This is a genomic window from Streptomyces sp. NPDC002004 (genome assembly GCF_053593975.1).
In genome coordinates this window covers 337,543-355,713 of sequence record NZ_JBSFDP010000002.1, presented here as the reverse complement: position 1 = coordinate 355,713, position 18,171 = coordinate 337,543, and the positions used below count along the sequence as shown (strand labels likewise).

Genomic DNA, 18,171 nt, shown 5'->3' with positions numbered 1-18,171 from the left:
CACACGCGCCCGCGTCAGGTGTTCGAGAGGTCCGGCTCCCAGGACACGGCCACGAGGCGGTCGCTGAGGGTGCCGGCCGGCTGCGAGCGCCGGTCCGCCCGGTAGGCGCGGATCGCCGGGTCGGCGAGGGTGAGGGTCACGACGGGGCAGTCCTCGACCTGGTTGGTGTCGGCGGGCGAGCAGGTGGTCACGTCGGTGAGGCTGTGACCGGGGCAGACGGCGCCCGGGGGCAGCTCCACCTCGAGGTAGAGGTCCCGCTCCCGCGCGGCCCGGAAGCTCCCGGACGTCGGCGTCGGCATCCGCTTGCCGGCGGGTCCGGAGACGACGGTCGCGGTCAGGCCGCGCGCCTTCGCGGTGCGGCCCTCGCCGTGCGGCCCGAACACGTCGACGGTGACGCGGTGCTCGGCGACCGGCGCGGTGAGGAGCAGCGGCGCTTCGCCCGCCTCGACGGTGGCGGAGAGGGTGAAGCGGGGGCGGCCGTGGAGCTTCGGCCCCGGGTCGTAGTAGCCGTAGCTGCGGATGCGCAGGGCGGGGACCTCGTCCCGTTCGCCCTCGCCCAGCGGTTCGGGCCGCGCGGGCACATCCGCCCCGCACCCCCGGCTCCCGCCCGTCGGGATGGCGCGCAGCAGCCCGTACCCGGGGCCGGCGAACGCGGGGAGCCGCAGGACGAGCAGCGCGAACAGCAGGCTCAGCAGCACGGCGAGGACGAGCCAGGCCCGCGGCGAGCCGACGCCTACGCGGTACATGCGCCGGTATCCCCCTTCGACGCGCGCCGCGCGTGCCCCGGCCAGGGGCAGTCCGGGAGCCGGATCTCCGCCCCGGTCGGTCTCAGCACCGCCCGCGGGCCCGCCGGGAGACGACCGCGCGCAGGATGCGCCGGCCTTCCGTGGACAGGTCCAGCGCCTGGCGCAGGCCCGTCGCGCCGTGGTCCGAGAGCAGCTCCAGGATGCGTATCTGACGGCGCAGTTCGGCCGCGACCAGCGGGGACATGCCCTCGGTACGGCCCTCGCGGCGCGCCGCGAGGGAACCCTCGTCGTCGTCGTCGGCCGTGTCCAGGAGCCGGTGGATCTGCAGTGCGGCGACGGAGCAGGCGTCGGCCCAGGCGCGCAGGTCGCCCTCGCCCGGGGCGTCCGGGGCGGCGCCGAGCATGCGGCGGACCAGCGTCGCCGCCTCATCGGGGAAGTCGTCGCACTCGACGGCTTCGCCCTGCCCGTCCGTCAGCTCCTTGCGGGCCGCCGCCAGGCGCTCGGTCCAGTCCTCGCCGTCCACCAGGCTCGACCACAGCGGGCGCAGGACCTCTTCGTCCCCGCCCAGCAGCGGAACGCACCGGTCGAGGCAGGCAAGACCGCTCGCCGCCAGACCACGCTGATCGGCCTGAGCGATCAGTTCCACCAGGCTCATCCACGCCTCCCTTTACGCACGCCGCACTTCCCCTTACTGCGTGCGATGGCTCAGGAACGTCACTGCTGGCCGAAAATCGCCCCTCGGTCGATGCGTGTCCGCGTCGGCAGGGCCGTCAGGGGACGAGGAGTCCGGGGCCCTGGAGGATCCTCACCTGCTGCATATGTGTCAGGGTGCGCACGAGGACGATCGCGAGGGTGGCGGCAGCGATGTCCAACAGGTCGTAGACGGCCCAGCCGGCGAACGCGTCGTGGTAGTCCGCCGTGGAACGGCTGTCGGCGACGTCGGAGAGGTTGCTCAGATGGCCCACCAGCCACAGGCCCCACCAGGCGTTGACCAGGCCGTGCGAGGGCCGGGGCCCGGGGCCGTCCGGGCGCCGCGGATCGCTGGACCGCCAGACGTCGAGGACGACGCGGCGCGGGTACCAGAGGTTCGCGATCGGCACGACCCAGCCCCAGAAGACCCAGCCACGGCTGAGCTCGTGCCCGTCGGGCCGGAACACCTCGGCGTTCACCCGGGCAGCACGCAGCCACACGACGAAGACGATCCCGCACACGACCAGGGCGGCGGCATGGGCCTCGACCACGGTGTCGTACAGGTGGACGGCCCGCCGGGCCGCCCGGCCGTCGTCCGAGGCGTGGACGAACGCGCCGGCGAAGAGCGCGACGACGTCCACGGCGATGCACACACCGAGCAGCGCCACGGTCGCGAGCGAGAGCCGGACGGGCGCGGCGAGCGGCGCGTCCTTCTCGGCGGGGACCGGCCCGGCCGGGTCGCCGCCCCGGGCGTCCTCCGGAGCGGCCGCACCGGTGCACACGGTGCACAGCCTCGAATCCGGATCCGCGGTGTTCATGCGGCAGTGAGTGCACAGCACGGCGAGTGGTCCCCCTGGAACGGCTGCGGTCCCTCCCCGGGACCGGGCATGCGAAAGCGGCCACCACCCGGTGGCCGCCCGCCGAAAGGTAGAGGCCGGGCCGCCCTGCTGTCCAGGCAGTTCGGCGGCCCGGCGGCTCAGCCGCCCAGCCGGTTCGCCAGCTTCACGAAGGCCGGCCACGACAGGGAAGGACGGCCCGGGTCCCACAGCTTCTGGATCGTGGCGCGCAGCGGCATACGGATGCCGGCCGCCACCTGGCCCTCGGTCTGGGCGTTCGGGAAGTCCGACCACACGGCGAAGCTGCCGCCGAGGATCTGGCCCGCGTACGAGGCGGGGACGGGGTTCGTGCCGCGCACGACCAGCGGGGTCCACTGCTCGTAGATGCGCTGCCCGGTCGGGTAGACGAAGTTGTTGGGCTGGCCGAGCACGTAGTAGAGGTACTCGTCGTTGTAGTTGATCAGCTTGCGGCCCGCACCGAGGTACTGCACGGGGTCGCGGGCGCCGATCTCCTTGCCCGTCCAGTAGGCGACCTGGAGGTCGGCGGCGGGCTGCACGACGCCGCCGCGGTAGAAGCCGTCGTTCCAGGCGCGCATGGTCCTGTGCTGTGCGCGCACCACGTCGGCCCGTGCGTTGAGCCAGCCGGTCGCCAGGTCCTGGACGCGGGCGTTAGGGCCGTACTTGGCCCGCGCAGCGGAGGCCAGCTGCGGATACGAGGCCTCGGGGTTCTTCACCATCAGCGCGCTGTACTCGTCGCCGCCGAGGTGCCAGTAGGGCCCGGGGAACAGCTTCGCGTACTCGTTCAGCAGGTCGTCGACGATCCGCGCGGCCTGCGGGTTCGAGATGTCCACGGCGCCGCGCGCGGGCACGCCCTGCGCGTTGCGCAGCTGGAGCGAGGGGTGGGCGGCGATCACCGCGCCCAGGTGGCCCGGCGAGTCGATCTCCGGCACGACGGTGATGTGCCGGCTCGCGGCCACCGCGAGGATCCTGCGCACCTGCGCCTTGGTGAGATGGTCCTTCGCGACGATCTCGGGGTGCGTGTCGGACTGGATGCGGAAGGCCTGGTCGTCGGAGAAGTGCAGGCCGAGCTGGTTGTACTTGAGGTCGCCGAGCTCGCGTATGCGGTCCTCTATCCAGCCCTCGGAGTACGGCTTGCGCGCGATGTCCAGATTGAAGGCGCGCTGCGGCTTGGCGGGCGCGTCGCGCACGACGCCCTCGGGGGCGGTACCGCCCCCCTGCACCTCCTGCTTCAGGGTGCGGGTGCCGTAGAAGACACCGGCGTCGGTCGGGCCGACTATCTTCACCCGGCCGTCCTTGACGGTGAGGGTGTACGCCTCGGGGCCGGCCCCGGCCCCGCGGTCCAGCGCCAGCTCCACATCGCCGGGGCCCGGCTTCGCGGAACCCCCGTAGCCGAGCTTCAGCTCGCCGGCCAGCAGCCGGCCCTCGTCCTCGAGGCCCGGGTCGGCGACCACGACGCGCGCCGAGGAACGCGGCTTCCAGCCCGGCCCGCGGGCCGGGGTGTGCTCCCGCACCGCCGGGATGGTCTGCGGCGCGGAGGAGAGCGGATAGGTGCGGGTGGGCGTCGGTGTGGGTTTCGCGCCCGCGGGCCGCTCCGCGGTGGCTCTCCCGCCTTCTCGCGGCCAGAGGGCGACCGCAACGGTCAGTGCGACCATCGCGACCGCTGCTATGAGCCAGGCCCAGCGTGACTTGGCCATGTGGGCCGTCTCCTTTCCCGTGTCCGATATCCGTGCGTCGGCGTCCGGCAGCCGTGAAGGCGCCCAGTCGTATCAATGCCAACCTAGGCACGGCCAGCGTGATGACCGTCACCCACGGCACCCCAAACTCTTCCATTCGGGTGAAATTCGCGCATCCGTCGGACGGCTTCCACCTCACATCGATAACGTGACGACACATCCTTCACCTGGCCCCCTGCCGTATCGCTCTCGATCGTCGGCCCGAAGACCGGCCGGATCACCGTCCCGCACAGGAGCCCCGCTGCCCGCGCACCGATCCCCAGGCCTGCCCGGCCACGCCGCCATACGCGCGGCGCAGAGCCGCGGCGCATCCGCGGCCGGCCGGGCCGCGTCGGTGCCCGGCCGCCAGGCACCGGCGCCCGGCGGACCCGTCCCGACTCCCGGCCGCCCGGCCCCGCCGCCGGGACTGGTCTGGTTCAACGCGGCACCGGAACCCCAGGCGCACCACGCCCTACTGGGGTGCTGCGCCAGCCACCGCTGGGCCGAGCGGCTCATCGCGCACCGGCCCTACCCGAACCTGGACGCGCTGCTCGCGGCCGCCGACGAGGCCGCGTACGACCTGGCGCCCGGCGACCTCACCGAGGCCCTCGCCCTGGAGGCGCCGGCCGCGCCGCCCGGCGTCGCCCGCTCCGACGCCGCACGCACCGCTCTGGACGCCGCCCACGCCGCGTACGAGAGCCGCTTCGGGCACGTGTTCGTGATCTGCCTGGACGACTGCACCCAGGGGGAAGCCCTGGACCGGGTCCTGGACGGCATCCGGTCACGGCTGAACAACGATCGCGAGGACGAGCGGGTCATGGCCGCGGAGGAGTTGCGGCGACTCGCCCGGGGGCGGATCACCCGCTTGATGACCGAAACAGCGGAATTGAACCACTCCGACAGCCGCCCCGGCAGCCGTCCCGATAGCCCGTACGTGCCTGTTTGATTGCTTGTTTGATCACACGGACGGGCCCCGCGTGAGCGTTCCGACAACACGTCGCTACGATGGCCGGGGCCGGTGGACCGTACCCGGCCGGGCCCGACCGACACTGAAGCCGGCGCGGCCCCAAGACCGCTCCCGGAGGGTTCTTCCGTGCCGGCTGGAACGCTGTACCGCGGCCGGGAAGGAATGTGGTCCTGGGTGGCTCACCGAGTCACCGGCGTCCTCATTTTCTTCTTCCTGTTCGTACACGTGCTGGACACCGCTCTTGTGCGTGTGTCCCCCGAGGACTACGACAAGGTCGTAGCCACGTACAAGACGCCGATCGTCGCGCTGTTGGAGTACGGCCTCGTCGCCGCAATCCTCTTCCACGCGCTCAACGGCCTGCGTGTCATCGCCGTCGACTTCTGGTCCAAGGGCCCGCGCTACCAGAAGCAGATGCTCTGGTCCGTTGTCGGTATCTGGATCGTGCTGATGGCCGGGGCTATCTACCCCGTCCTCGGGCACGCCGCTCGTGTTCTGTTCGGGAGCTGACGCCCATGGCCACCACTGAGAGCACGTCAGGCGTCGGCCCCGTCGAGGGCGCCTCGCTGTACGACGTCGACAACCCCGCGCCCTTCATCGAGGCTCCGCGCAAGCGCACCGGCAAGACTCCCAAGTCGACCCGTGGCAACTTCGAGATGTACGGCTGGCTGTTCATGCGCCTGTCCGGCATCGTGCTGGTCGTCCTCGTCCTGGGCCACCTGCTCATCCAGCTCGTGCTGGACGGCGGCGTCTCCAAGATCGGCTTCGCGTTCGTGGCCGGCCGCTGGGCCAACCCCTGGTGGCAGGTCTGGGACCTGGCCATGCTCTGGCTCGCCATGCTGCACGGCGCCAATGGTCTGCGCACGGTCATCAACGACTATGCCGAGCGCCCGAACACGCGCCTGTGGCTCAAGGGCCTGCTCTACACCGCCACGGTGTTCACCGTCCTGCTGGGCACGCTGGTGATCTTCACCTTCGACCCGAACATCCGCTAGGCCACGGGGCTGAGGTAACGACATGAAGATCCACAAGTACGACACGGTCATCGTCGGCGCCGGTGGCGCCGGCATGCGCGCCGCCATCGAGTCGACGAAGCGCAGCCGCACCGCCGTTCTGACGAAGCTGTACCCCACCCGCTCCCACACGGGCGCCGCGCAGGGCGGCATGGCCGCCGCGCTGGCCAACGTGGAGGAGGACAACTGGGAGTGGCACACCTTCGACACGGTCAAGGGCGGCGACTACCTGGTCGACCAGGACGCGGCCGAGATCCTGGCGAAGGAGGCCATCGACGCCGTCCTCGACCTGGAGAAGATGGGCCTGCCGTTCAACCGCACGCCCGAGGGCAGGATCGACCAGCGTCGCTTCGGCGGTCACTCCCGCAACCACGGTGAGGCGCCGGTCCGCCGGTCCTGCTACGCCGCGGACCGCACCGGCCACATGATCCTCCAGACGCTGTACCAGAACTGCGTCAAGGAGGGCGTGGAGTTCTTCAACGAGTTCTACGTCCTGGACCAGCTGATCACCGAGGTCGACGGCGTCAAGAAGTCGGCGGGCGTGGTCGCGTACGAGCTGGCCACCGGCGAGATCCACGTCTTCCAGGCGAAGGCGGTCATCTACGCGTCCGGCGGCACCGGCAAGTTCTTCAAGGTGACGTCCAACGCGCACACCCTGACCGGTGACGGCCAGGCGGCCGTCTACCGTCGCGGTCTGCCGCTGGAGGACATGGAGTTCTTCCAGTTCCACCCGACGGGCATCTGGCGCATGGGCATCCTGCTGACGGAGGGCGCCCGTGGTGAGGGCGGCATCCTCCGCAACAAGGACGGCGAGCGCTTCATGGAGAAGTACGCGCCGGTCATGAAGGACCTCGCGTCCCGTGACGTCGTCTCGCGCTCCATCTACACGGAGATCCGCGAGGGCCGCGGCTGCGGTCCCGAGGGCGACCACGTCTACCTGGACCTGACGCACCTTCCGCCGGAGCAGCTGGACGCGAAGCTTCCCGACATCACGGAGTTCGCGCGCACCTACCTCGGCATCGAGCCCTACACGGACCCGATCCCGATCCAGCCGACCGCGCACTACGCCATGGGCGGCATCCCGACGAACGTCGAGGGTGAGGTCCTGTCCGACAACACGACGGTCGTCCCCGGCCTGTACGCCGCCGGTGAGGTCGCGTGCGTGTCGGTGCACGGTGCCAACCGCCTCGGCACGAACTCCCTGCTGGACATCAACGTCTTCGGGCGCCGCGCCGGCATCGCCGCCGCCGAGTACTCGCAGAAGGCCGACTTCGTCGAGCTGCCGGAGAACCCGGCCGAGCTCGTGGTCACCCAGGTCGAGCGGCTGCGTGAGTCCACGGGCACCGAGCGGGTGGCCGAGCTGCGCCGGGAGCTCCAGGAGACGATGGACGCCAACGTGATGGTGTTCCGTACCGAGCAGACCATCAAGACGGCGGTCGAGAAGATCGCCGAGCTCAGGGAGCGCTACAAGAACGTCGCGATCCAGGACAAGGGCAAGCGGTTCAACACCGACCTGCTGGAGGCCATCGAGCTGGGCAACCTGCTCGACCTGGCCGAGGTCATGGCCGTGTCCGCCCTCGCCCGCAAGGAGTCCCGCGGAGGTCACTACCGCGAGGACTACCCGAACCGCGACGACGTCAACTTCATGCGCCACACCATGGCGTACCGCGAGGTCGGCGACGACGGCACCGAGTCCATCCGTCTCGACTACAAGCCGGTCGTCCAGACCCGCTACCAGCCGATGGAGCGTAAGTACTGATGGCTACCCCCGTAATGGACAAGGCCGAGGAGCAGGCCGCCCAGGCCTCCCCCTACATCACGGTCACGTTCCGGATCCGCCGCTTCAACCCCGAGATCTCGGCCGAGGCGACCTGGGAAGACTTCCAGCTGGAGATCGACCCGAAGGAGCGCGTCCTCGACGGTCTCCACAAGATCAAGTGGGACCAGGACGGCACGCTCACCTTCCGCCGCTCCTGCGCCCACGGCATCTGCGGCTCGGACGCCATGCGGATCAACGGCAAGAACCGGCTGGCCTGCAAGACCCTGATCAAGGACATCAACCCGGAGAAGCCGATCACGGTCGAGCCCATCAAGGGCCTCACGGTCCTGAAGGACCTGGTCGTGGACATGGAGCCGTTCTTCCAGGCGTACCGGGACGTCATGCCGTTCCTGGTCACCACCGGCAACGAGCCGACGCGTGAGCGCCTGCAGTCGGCGGAGGACCGGGAGCGCTTCGACGACACGACGAAGTGCATCCTCTGCGCCGCCTGCACCTCCTCGTGCCCGGTGTTCTGGAACGACGGCCAGTACTTCGGCCCGGCCGCCATCGTCAACGCGCACCGCTTCATCTTCGACTCGCGCGACGAGGCGGGCGAGCAGCGCCTGGAGATCCTGAACGACAAGGACGGCGTCTGGCGCTGCCGCACCACCTTCAACTGCACCGACGCATGCCCCCGTGGCATCGAGGTCACGAAGGCCATCCAGGAGGTCAAGCGCGCCCTGATCACGCGCCGCTTCTGACCTTCCAGGCCACATCGGCCGTACGTCACCGAAGGCCCCGTTTCCCGGCTGGGAACGGGGCCTTCGGCGTACCCGGACCACCCCACGGAGCACCGGGGCGAACGGCGGGAGCAGCGAGCCACACCCTCGCTTGAACATGTTCAAAAGTAGGTCTAGAGTCCCCCTCGGGAAAGCGTTTTGAACGCGTTCAAGGAAGTTCGAGGAGGGGTGGGGCATGGACCTCACAGTGGTCGCGTACGTCGTCTACCTGGTGATCAGCATCGGGCTCACCGTGTGGGTGGCGCGGACGCTCAGCACGAACGGGCGGATCTTCCTGGCGGATGTGCTGCGCGGGAACGAGAAGCTGGCGGACGCGGTGAACCACCTCCTTGTGGTGGGGTTCTACCTGGTCAACCTCGGGTTCGTGGCGCTCTACCTGAGCGGCGGCGACGACATCGACGACGTCCGCGGGGTGTTCGAGGCCCTGTCGACCAAGCTCGGCGTGGTGCTGCTGGTGCTCGGCGGGCTGCACCTGGGGAACGTATGGGTGCTCAACAAGATCCGGCGGCGCGGCATGATGGAGCGCGAACAGCAGCCGCCGGTGCCGCCGCAGGGCTGGACCGCTCCGGCGGCGGGGGCGTGACGCGGTGACCACGACCGCGACGGCGGACCGGGGCGCCACGGGGGCCCCGGTCCGCCGGCTCACCGTCCTGTACGACGCCGAGTGCCCGCTCTGCACCTTCCTGCGGGACTGGCTGGTGCGCCAGCCCCAACTGGTGCCGCTGGAGCTGCTGCCGGCCGGCTCGGCCGATGCCCGGCACCGGTACCCGGAGCTGGACCACGCCGCCTCGCTCGCCGAGATCACCGTGATCGGCGACGCGGGCCAGGTGTACCGGGGGCCCGCAGCCTGGGTGGTGTGCCTCTGGGCACTGCGCGAACACCGGCCGACCGCCCACCGCCTGAGCACCCCGGCGGGGGCGCGGCTCGCGAGGGGCGCCGTCCTCGCGGCGGCCAGGTGGCGCGGTGCGCAGCTCCAGGCCCGGGCCACCGGCTGGGGCGGGGGCGTCTACCGCAGGGCCGACGGATGGACGTACGACCCGGCGTCGGGCTGGTCCTACGCCCCCGGAGCCGTGTGCGACTCCGGCCGCTGCACCACTTAGGCTCTGGAACCGTGCCAGCAGAACCGAAAGAACCCTCAGTGCCCGCCGACCCCGAGGAGCTCGCGGGCGGGGCCAAGCCTGCGAAGAGCGAGCAGACCCGCACCCTGATCCTGGAGACGGCGATGCGCCTGTTCCAGGAGCGTGGCTACGACAAGACCACGATGCGGGCCATCGCCAAGGAGGCCGGGGTCTCGGTCGGCAACGCCTACTACTACTTCGACGGCAAGGAACACCTGATCCAGGGGTTCTACGACCGGATCGCCGCCGAACACCAGGCCGCGGTCCGGCCGGTGCTGGACCGGGAGACCGACCTGGAGGCACGTCTGGCCGGGGTCCTGACGGTGTGGCTGGACATCGCGGCGCCTTACCACGAGTTCGCCGCGCAGTTCTTCAAGAACGCGGCGGACCCGGAGAGCCCGCTCAGCCCCTTCTCGCCGGAGTCCGAGCACGCGCGCGAGGCGGCGATCGACGTCCACCGCGAGGTGCTGGCCGGCGCCAAGGCGAAGGTGCCGGACGAACTCAAGGACATCCTTCCCGAGTTGATGTGGCTGTCCCAGATGGGTCTCGTGCTCTTCTGGGTCTTCGACCGGTCGGAGGGGCGGCAGCGCAGTCGCAAGCTGGCCGAGCGCGGAGCCCGGCTCACCACGCGCGGTGTGGCCCTCGCCAGGTTCCGGGTGCTGCGCCCGCTCGTCCGTGAGGTGCACGAGCTGTTCACGGACTTCCTGCCCGGGATGACCGAGGGGCGCGGGCGCACCTCGCAGACCGGGCGCCGCGCGTCGGGCGGGGCCGGAAAGCGGGGCGGCCGGACGGAGGAGCCGGGCGGGGGCGAGTAAGTCCCGAGGGGGATTGGTGGATCCGCCAAGTCCCCGTCAGGCCTGCCAGCCCGCCCCGCCGTCCCGCTCCGCCACGACCATGATGCGCCGGAGCATCTCGTTGAGCTGTCCGCGCTCGTCCTTCGACAGGACACCGAGCAGCCGGTCCTCCTCGTGCCCCAGCACGTCCATCGCCCCGAGCCAGGTCGCCCGGCCCTCCTTCGTCAGCTCCACGTCCACCCGTCGCCGGTCGGCCCTGGACGGCGTGCGGCGTACGAAGCCCCGGCGTTCCAGGACGTCCAGGCGCCCGGTGACGGACGCGGGGGCGAGGTCCAGATCGGCGGCGAGTTCGGACGGGGCCGCCTTGCCGCCGCGGCCCGCGAGCTTGTGCAGCGTGTCGAACTCGTGGCGCTCCAGGTCGAAGTCGGCCAGTGACTGCTCCCGCACCCGGCGCAGATGCACCGACAGCTTCTTCATACGTGTGACTGCGCCCTCGACGTCCGGGTCGAGGTCGGGCAGCACCGGCAGCCAGCGCGCCACGTGTTCGTCGGTCCAGTCGTGCGCCGGAGCGGCGTCCGGCTCCGGCGCCTGCGGTTCGGGGGCCCGCGGCCCGGGGCCGTGCGACTCGGAGGCGGCATCTCTCATGGCGCTCAGCCTACTTCCGGCCCACCGGAGTGGTTCGACCCCAGATATTTCGTTGACGAATAATTCGTTGCCGAAATATATTGGCGATCATGTCCCCACCGCTCCTGCGCAACCGCCCGTTCCGGCTGCTCTTCGTCGGCCGCACCCTGTCCCTCGTCGGCGACTCGGTCGTGCCCGCCGCCCTCGCCCCGGCCGTGCTGCGCGCAACCGGCTCCGCCTCCGCGCTCGCCCTGGTGCTGGGCTGCGCGATGGTGCCCCGACTGGTGCTGCTGCCCCTCGGCGGGGTGGCCGGCGACCGCTTCGACGCCCGCACGGTCGCCCTCGTCACCGACCTGATCCGCTGTGCGACCCAGCTGTACGTCGGGACCCGGCTCCTCGGCGGCACCCCGGACCTGGCCCAGATCGCGGTGGCCGAGGCGATCGGCGGCGCGGCCTCCGCCTTCGCCATGCCGACATTGCCACGGCTGATCACCGGCACCGTCGACGAGAGCAACCGGCACGCCGCCAACTCCGCGCTGGGCGTGGTCCGCAGCGGCACCGCCCTGGGCGGGCCCGCGCTCGCCGGACTGCTGATCCTCACCGTGGGGCCGGGCTGGGCCTTCGTGCTGGACGCCGCGTCGTTCGCGGTGAGCGCCGCGCTGCTCGCGGTGATCAGGGTCTCCCCCGTCCCCCGGGAAGCCGCCGAACGGCCGTCGCTGCGGAGCGATCTCGTCGAGGGCTGGCGCGAGGTGCGGTCCCGCGACTGGTACTGGACGAGCCTCGTCGCGCACGCCTCGTGGAACGGTGCGGCGGCGGTCATGACGACCCTCGGCCCGGCGGTCGCCGTGCGCCATCTGGGCGGCGAGAAGGCATGGCTGGCGATCCTCCAGGCGGGCGCGATCGGGCTCCTGCTCGGCTCACTGCTCGCCGGCCGGGCCCGCCCGCGCCGCCCGATCCTGGTCGCCAACCTGGGCCTGGCCACGTATGCGCTGCCACTGGGGCTGCTCGCGGCGCACGCTCCCGCGCCCGCCGTGATCGCCGCGTACGGCATCGCCCAGGGTGGCCTCGGATTCCTCGGCCCGGTCTGGGACACCTCCGTGCAGTCGGCGATCCCGCCCCGGGTGCTGGCCCGCGTCACCTCGTACGACTGGCTGCTGTCCCTCGGCGCGATGCCGCTCGGCTATGTGCTGGCGCCGCTCGCGGCCGACGCCTGGGGCACCAGCGCGCCGCTGTGGGCCGCCGCGCTCGCCGTGGCGGCGGCGTGCGTGGGCACCGTGGCGGTCCCGGGGGTGCGCCGGTTCGGCGCACCGGACGGGGCCACGACGGACAAGGCCGGACCAGCGGCCCGGCGGGTCAGATCCACCCCAGCCGCCACAGCCGGAACACGCCCGTCCCGTCGGACAGATACTGACAGCCCGTGACGTCCTCGCTGCTGAGGACGTACTCCTTGCGCTGCCACAGCGGGATCAGCGGCACGTCCCGCGCCACGTCCTCCTGGATGCGGCGCAGGTCGGTGGCCGTGCGGCCGCGGTCCTCGTACTGCTGCGTGCTCGCGATCAGCCGGTCGACCTCGGCGCTGCTGTAGCCGTTCTTCATGCTGGAGCGGGTGCCGATGAGCGGTGAGAGGAACGTGTCCGGGTCGGGGAAGTCGGGGACCCAGCCGACGGCGTAGGCGTCGAGCTTCCCGTCGGCCCACTTCTTCTGGAAGTCCGTCCATTCGTAGTACCGCGTCCGCACCCTGAACAGCCCCGTGGCCTCCAGCTGCCGCTTGATCTCGGCGGCCTCCTGCGCGGACGCGGCGCCGCGCGAGTAGGCGTACTGGAAGCTCACCGGCGTCCGTACGCCGGCCAGCCGGAGCAGGGTGCGGGCGCGGGCCCGGTCGGGCTCCGAGTAGCGGTCGAAGAACGACGTCGTGTGTCCGGTGATGCCCCGCGGCACCACCGAGTAGAGCGCGTCGACGGTGCCCTGATAGGTCGTCGAGACGAGCCGTTCGCGGTCGATCACCGCGGCGATCGCCTGGCGCACCCGCACATCGTGCAGCGGCGAGCCCGGCCGGACGTTGAGCACGAGGTTCCGGGTCTCGGCGCTGTCCGTCTCCGTGTACCGGGTGTCCGCGTCGGCCGGGTTCAGCCCGGCCAGCTCCGCCGGTGGCAGCTGACGCGCCGCCACATCCACCTTGTGCGTCCTCCAGGCGGCCGCCAGCTGGGGACCGTCCTTGTAGTAGCGCAGCACCACCGGGCGCCCCCGGTCCTCGACCGCGCCCCGGTAGCGGGAGTTGGGCGCGAGCTCGGCGCTGCCGCCCTTCGTGTACCGCTTCAGGACGTACGGTCCGGTGCCGTCGACGCCGTCGACGGTGCGCAGCGAGTCCGCCGGATACGCCGTACGGTCCACGATCGAGCCGGCTCCCGTGGCGACCTTGAACGGGAACGTGGCGTCCGACGCCGACAGATGGAACGTGACGGTGCGGTGGTCGGCGTCCACGTGCTTCAGCGTGGAGAGCAGCGTGGCGGGTCCCACGTCCGAGTTGATCCGCTTCACCCGGTCGAAGGAGTACTTGACGTCCTCCGCGGTCACCGCGCGCCCGCTCGGAAAGGTCAGGCCCGTCCGCAGATGGCAGCGGTAGGTGCGCAGTCCGCTGCCGAGGAAGCGGCAGTCGCGGGCCGCGTCCGGTACGGGCGCCGTGCCGCCCGGGCCGAACGTCAGCAGTGACTGGAACACATTGCTGTACAGCGCCCAGGACCCCGCGTCGTAGGCCCCCGCCGGATCGAGCGAAGTGACGTCGTCCGTCGTCCCCACCCGAATGGTCCGGTCGGTGTTCTCGCGCGACGGTAACAGCTGCCAGCCCCCGACCCCCGCGGCGACCAGCACCATCAACGTCACGATGATCCGCATGCGAACCGATCGCATCGGCGTCCCTCCCCAGTGACGGCGATCACTCAACCACAGGTGTTTCGGGTGGGGGAAGAGGGAGAGAAGTACGCAGATTTCGGGCCTGTTTCGAGCGGCGGCGCCGACGGGAGCGGAGCCCGGACCGCGATGCGAACCACCTGCGGCGACAGCGACAGCAACGGCGACAGCGACCTCGGCGACTGCGACTGCGACTGCGACTGCGACTGCGACTGCGACTGCGACTGCGTGCGAACGAGTGCGAGCGCCGCCCCCGAGCCCCTGCGCGAGGGAGCGGAAGCGCCGGTCCGGGCGCCGACACGCGGCGCGCGGACGATCCGTCACCCGGCCGGAGGAGCCCGGCACTGGGCCGGGCGTGGCCGACGGCCCGCCGACCGGGTGGCGCCGGACGGGATATTGGTCCGCGCCGGTGACGCTCGGCAGGCCCCGGCGCGCGAGCCGCGAGAACGTACGGGAAGTGGCCGTCGACGGGACAACTCCCGTCCGCCGGCCCCGTTCGGCGGACCGTCGGGGAGCCGCCGGAGCCGAATCCGTGCTGCCCGCGTGTGCCCGTCGCACCCGCCCGCACCCGACCCCCAGTGGAGGCCCCGCATGCGAGGACCTGTCACCGACCGCGCCCCAGCCGCGAGATGTCTGCACCGGACGGCACGCGTGACCGCGTCCGCCGCGCTGCTGATACCGCTGCTGAGCGCCGGGCCGGTGGGCAGCCCGCAAGCGGCCTCCGCCACCCTGCTGCAGCGCGTCTTCGCGGACGCCGCGGCCCAGTACCGGGTGCCGCAGAGCGTGCTGCTGGGCGTCTCGTACATGGAGTCCCGGTGGGACGCGCACGCCGGTGCCCCGAGCGTCATCGGCGGCTACGGGCCGATGCACCTCACCGACGCACGCGCGGCCCTGGCCGGGGCACCCCACGACGGCACCGCCCACGATGCGGCACGGCCGCTCACGGTGACGGCAGGCGCGCCGGAGACCAAGGGCGCCTTCCCCGAACAGCTGACCACCCTGGAGAAGGCGGCCGGGCTGACCGGGATCCCGGCGAGCCGGCTCCGCACGGATGCCGCCGCGAACGTACGCGGAGGCGCCGCACTGCTGGCGGCGGCGCAGCGGCAGCTCGGCAGGCCGCTCAGCTCCGAGCCGGGCGAATGGTGGGGCGCGGTGGCGCGCTTCTCGGGTTCGTCCGACAGCGGTACCGCGGCGACGTACGCGAACGACGTCTTCGAGGTGATCCGCGACGGGGCGCACCGCACCACGGACGCCGGGCAGCGGGTGACCCTCGCCGCGAGCCCCGGTGTGCGGCCCGATGCGGCGCAGGTGCGGGCCGACCTGCCGAAATCCGCAACGCCCGGAAGCGGCGCCGCGAGCGGGGCCGTGGGTGAGGCCCCGACCGACCTCGAGGCCAATGCCAGGAACAACGCCAGGAGCGGCGCCGAGTGCCCGGCGACGCTGGCGTGCGACTGGATCGCCTCCCCGCACGTGGAGTTCGGCGACGACCAGTACGGCAACCACGACGTGGCCGACCGCCCCGAGGACCAGAACATCGACTACATCGTCATCCACGACACCGAGGCCACCCGCAGCTCCATGCTCCAGACGGTGCAGGACCCGTCCGAGGTGTCCTGGCACTACACGGTCCGCTCCAGCGACGGGCACATAACGCAGCACGTGAAGACGAAGGACGTGGCCTGGCACTCCGGCAACCAGTTCATCAACGCCCGGTCGATAGGCATCGAGCACGAGGGCTTCCTCGCGCAGCCGAACACCTGGTACACGGAACAGATGTACCGGTCGTCGGCCCGTCTGGTGCAGTACCTGGCCAAGAAGTACGGCATACCGCTGGACCGGCAGCACATCTTCGGGCATGACAACGTGCCCGGACCGGTGCCCGCGAGCATCCCCGAGATGCACGAGGACCCGGGACCGTACTGGGACTGGCGGCACTACTTCGACCTGCTCGGGGCGCCGCTGCGCGCCACGGCCGGGCCGCACAGCGACCTGGTGACCGTCCTGCCGGACTTCGCCACGAACCGGCCGGAGTTCACCGGCTGCACCGAGAGCGGCAAGCCGTGCGCACCGCACGGCTCCAGCGCGGTGCGCCTGTACAGCGAGCCGAGCGAGAAGGCCCCGCTCGTACGGGACGCGGGCAAGCGCCCCGACGGCGAGGACTCCACGATCGACGTCAACGACATGGGATCGCGGGTGTCCACCGGCCAGATGTACGCGGTCGCCGAGCGCCGCGGTGACTGGACCGCCATCTGGTACCTGGGCCAGAAGGCGTGGTTCAAGAACCCGGCGTCGCACCCGACGGCCGTCGGTGCCACCGGCCTGATGGTGACCCCGAAGCCCGGACTGACCGACATACCGGTCTTCGGACGGGCCAACCCGGAGGCGTCGGCGTACCCGGCGGGCGTCCCCGTCCAGCCCGACGAACCGCTCCCCTACGCGCTCCCCGCGGGCCAGCGGTACGCGACCCAGGGCAGCACGACCGGTGCGTACTTCGACCCGTCGAACTTCGACAGCGTCTCCCCGGACCGCTTCGTGAAGGGAAGGACCCTCTACTACGAGATCCAGTTCGGACACCGGCTCGCCTTCGTCCGCGCAGACGACGTGGACGTGGTGCGCGCCGGACAGTGATCCGACGAGGAGGCACTCCTCCGCCCCGAGGGCGCTCCGGCCCGGTCCCCGACCGGCGGAGCGCCCTCGGGCCTGCTCAGGCCTGCTTCGACGCCAGTTCCACGACCGTGATGTCGGACGGGGCGCCCACCCGGACCGGTGGGCCCCAGGCTCCGGCGCCGCGGGTGACGTACAGCTGGGTGTCGCCGTAGCGCTCCAGGCCGGCGACCGTGGGGTTGACGAGTTCGGCCACGTAGTTGCCGGGCCAGAGCTGGCCGCCGTGGGTGTGACCGGAGAGCTGGAGGTCGACGCCGTGGAGTACGGCGTCGTGGATCACGACGGGCTGGTGGGCGAGGAGGACGGAGGCGCGGGAGCGGTCCCGGTCGCCGAGCGCCCTGTCGAAGTCGGGGCCGTGGGCCTCGCGTGCGCCGGCCACGTCGTTGACGCCCGCCAGGTCGAAGGCGCCCATCTCGACGCGGGCGTTCTCCAGCGGGTGCAGGCCCAGTTCGCGCACGTGCTCGACCCACTGCGCGGCGCCCGAGTAGTACTCGTGGTTGCCGGTGACGAAGTAGGCGCCGTGGCGTGAGCGGAGCCGGGAGAGGGGCTCCGCCGCCGGGCCGAGGTCGTGCACGCTGCCGTCGACCAGATCGCCGACGACCGCGATCAGATCGGGCTGGGTGGCGTTGATGGTGTCGACGACCTTCTGGGTGAAGCTCCGGCCGAGGACCGGGCCCAGATGGATGTCGCTGACGACCGCGATACGGAATCCGTGCGCCGAGCGCGGCAGTTTGGCCAGCGGGACGGTCACGCGTTTGACCTGCGGGCCGCGCAGGACGCCGTAGGTGCCGTAGCCGACGGTGCCGAGCGCGGCGGCCGCGACGGTGCCGCCGACCACCCGGGAGACGAAGAGACGGCGGGTGGGGGCCGTCGCCACGGGCGCGGGGGCCGGAGGTGCGGCCGGTGACGGCTCGTCGAGCACGGGGGCCTCCACCACGGAGGTCCCCTGCGTACCGATGGCCTCCCCCCGGACCGGCGCCTGCGCCGGCACCAGGCTCGGCTCCCGCACGGCGGCCGGGCTGCGCAGCGGCTCGCCGCGCCGCTCCGTCCAGCGTCGCAGCACGGGGCGCACGAACTCGCCCGCGAGCACCCCCAGCAGGAGGTAGAGGGCGAGGGCGAGCCAGAGGAACCCCGGCCAGGCCAGTGTCCGCTGGAGCCAGAACGGCGCGCCGACGCGCTCGGTCACCAGGGCGCCGATCATCAGCAGCGGTCCGGCGACGAAGACGGCCGTGCCCGCGCGGCGCAGCGGGCCCGGCCCCGCCGTGGTGTCGCGCACCAGGCGGCGCCACACGTAGAAGTGCAGCGCGGCGACCGTCACCAGGACGACGAGCACGACGAGGACCACGACGACGACCACTGGGCTGCTCCCCCGTTCGGGACCGGCTACGGAATCGGACTGCGGGACCGGGCGCGGGCCCCGGCGCCCGTGCGCCGCGGCGCGGACATGGCGCCCGGCGCCGATTGTCCCCGGCGTCCGGCGCACGGGCGCCCACGACGTGCGGAGGCGTACGTACGCGGCGTGC

The 18,171-nt window shown here is 71.8% G+C and carries 17 protein-coding genes; 10 read left to right on the top strand and 7 right to left on the bottom strand.

The features are described from left to right. Positions 1–14 precede the first annotated feature (14 nt). The 4 genes from ACWCP6_RS04600 to ACWCP6_RS04585 form a co-directional block, all read right to left on the bottom strand. Entirely contained in the window at positions 15–746 is a 732-nt protein-coding gene (locus ACWCP6_RS04600) for a hypothetical protein (RefSeq protein ID WP_450930842.1), read from the bottom strand. A gap of 82 nt (positions 747–828) precedes the next feature. Further along, entirely contained in the window at positions 829–1,401 is a 573-nt protein-coding gene (locus ACWCP6_RS04595) for a hypothetical protein (protein WP_450930841.1), read from the bottom strand. A 115-nt stretch (positions 1,402–1,516) separates the two neighbouring features. Beyond that, positions 1,517–2,254, bottom strand: coding sequence for a DUF4328 domain-containing protein (locus ACWCP6_RS04590; protein ID WP_450930840.1), 738 nt, complete (start codon positions 2,252–2,254; stop codon positions 1,517–1,519). Positions 2,255–2,412: 158 nt separating this feature from the next. Continuing rightward, positions 2,413–3,987 (bottom strand): family 20 glycosylhydrolase, encoded by a 1,575-nt coding sequence (locus ACWCP6_RS04585; protein WP_450930839.1) that lies wholly within the window; start codon positions 3,985–3,987, stop codon positions 2,413–2,415. Positions 3,988–4,360: 373 nt separating this feature from the next. Between ACWCP6_RS04585 and ACWCP6_RS04580 the strand changes: the two genes are divergently transcribed. The 8 genes from ACWCP6_RS04580 to ACWCP6_RS04545 all read left to right on the top strand — a co-directional run bounded on the left by ACWCP6_RS04580 (position 4,361) and on the right by ACWCP6_RS04545 (position 10,474). After that, positions 4,361–4,951 (top strand): 2-oxo-4-hydroxy-4-carboxy-5-ureidoimidazoline decarboxylase, encoded by a 591-nt coding sequence (locus ACWCP6_RS04580; protein WP_450930838.1) that lies wholly within the window; start codon positions 4,361–4,363, stop codon positions 4,949–4,951. Between the two features lie 147 nt (positions 4,952–5,098). Further along, the gene (gene sdhC, locus ACWCP6_RS04575; protein WP_450930837.1) at positions 5,099–5,479 is read left to right on the top strand and encodes a succinate dehydrogenase, cytochrome b556 subunit; all 381 of its coding nucleotides are present in this window, start codon (positions 5,099–5,101) and stop codon (positions 5,477–5,479) included. A 5-nt stretch (positions 5,480–5,484) separates the two neighbouring features. After that, a complete protein-coding gene (locus ACWCP6_RS04570; RefSeq protein ID WP_450930836.1) occupies positions 5,485–5,964 on the top strand; it encodes a succinate dehydrogenase hydrophobic membrane anchor subunit in 480 nt (159 codons plus the stop codon). A gap of 22 nt (positions 5,965–5,986) precedes the next feature. Further along, positions 5,987–7,741, top strand: coding sequence for a succinate dehydrogenase flavoprotein subunit (sdhA, locus tag ACWCP6_RS04565; protein ID WP_450930835.1), 1,755 nt, complete (start codon positions 5,987–5,989; stop codon positions 7,739–7,741). Continuing rightward, on the top strand, positions 7,741–8,502 hold the full coding sequence (locus tag ACWCP6_RS04560) for a succinate dehydrogenase iron-sulfur subunit (protein WP_450930834.1): 762 nt from the start codon (positions 7,741–7,743) through the stop codon (positions 8,500–8,502). The genes sdhA and ACWCP6_RS04560 overlap by 1 nt, the downstream gene beginning before the upstream one ends. Before the next feature lie 214 nt (positions 8,503–8,716). Further along, positions 8,717–9,124, top strand: a complete 408-nt coding sequence (locus tag ACWCP6_RS04555; RefSeq protein ID WP_450930833.1) for a hypothetical protein — start codon at positions 8,717–8,719, stop codon at positions 9,122–9,124. Between the two features lie 4 nt (positions 9,125–9,128). Continuing rightward, a complete protein-coding gene (locus tag ACWCP6_RS04550; protein ID WP_450930832.1) occupies positions 9,129–9,641 on the top strand; it encodes a thiol-disulfide oxidoreductase DCC family protein in 513 nt (170 codons plus the stop codon). A gap of 122 nt (positions 9,642–9,763) precedes the next feature. Further along, positions 9,764–10,474, top strand: coding sequence for a TetR family transcriptional regulator (locus ACWCP6_RS04545; RefSeq protein WP_450931104.1), 711 nt, complete (start codon positions 9,764–9,766; stop codon positions 10,472–10,474). Between the two features lie 36 nt (positions 10,475–10,510). Here the strand turns inward: ACWCP6_RS04545 and ACWCP6_RS04540 are convergent, their stop codons facing one another. Further along, a complete protein-coding gene (locus ACWCP6_RS04540; protein WP_450930831.1) occupies positions 10,511–11,098 on the bottom strand; it encodes a MarR family winged helix-turn-helix transcriptional regulator in 588 nt (195 codons plus the stop codon). An 89-nt stretch (positions 11,099–11,187) separates the two neighbouring features. On the opposite strand from ACWCP6_RS04540, the gene ACWCP6_RS04535 reads away from it, so the two are divergent. Then, on the top strand, positions 11,188–12,498 hold the full coding sequence (locus ACWCP6_RS04535) for an MFS transporter (protein ID WP_450930830.1): 1,311 nt from the start codon (positions 11,188–11,190) through the stop codon (positions 12,496–12,498). On the opposite strand, the gene ACWCP6_RS04530 is transcribed toward ACWCP6_RS04535, so the two are convergent. Beyond that, on the bottom strand, positions 12,431–13,984 hold the full coding sequence (locus ACWCP6_RS04530; protein WP_450930829.1) for an ABC transporter substrate-binding protein: 1,554 nt from the start codon (positions 13,982–13,984) through the stop codon (positions 12,431–12,433). The genes ACWCP6_RS04535 and ACWCP6_RS04530 overlap by 68 nt on opposite strands. A gap of 591 nt (positions 13,985–14,575) precedes the next feature. Here ACWCP6_RS04530 and ACWCP6_RS04525 point away from each other — a divergent pair. Further along, the gene (locus ACWCP6_RS04525; protein ID WP_450930828.1) at positions 14,576–16,612 is read left to right on the top strand and encodes an N-acetylmuramoyl-L-alanine amidase; all 2,037 of its coding nucleotides are present in this window, start codon (positions 14,576–14,578) and stop codon (positions 16,610–16,612) included. A gap of 76 nt (positions 16,613–16,688) precedes the next feature. Here the strand turns inward: ACWCP6_RS04525 and ACWCP6_RS04520 are convergent, their stop codons facing one another. Next, on the bottom strand, positions 16,689–18,005 hold the full coding sequence (locus tag ACWCP6_RS04520) for a metallophosphoesterase (protein ID WP_450930827.1): 1,317 nt from the start codon (positions 18,003–18,005) through the stop codon (positions 16,689–16,691). Positions 18,006–18,171: the final 166 nt, after the last annotated feature.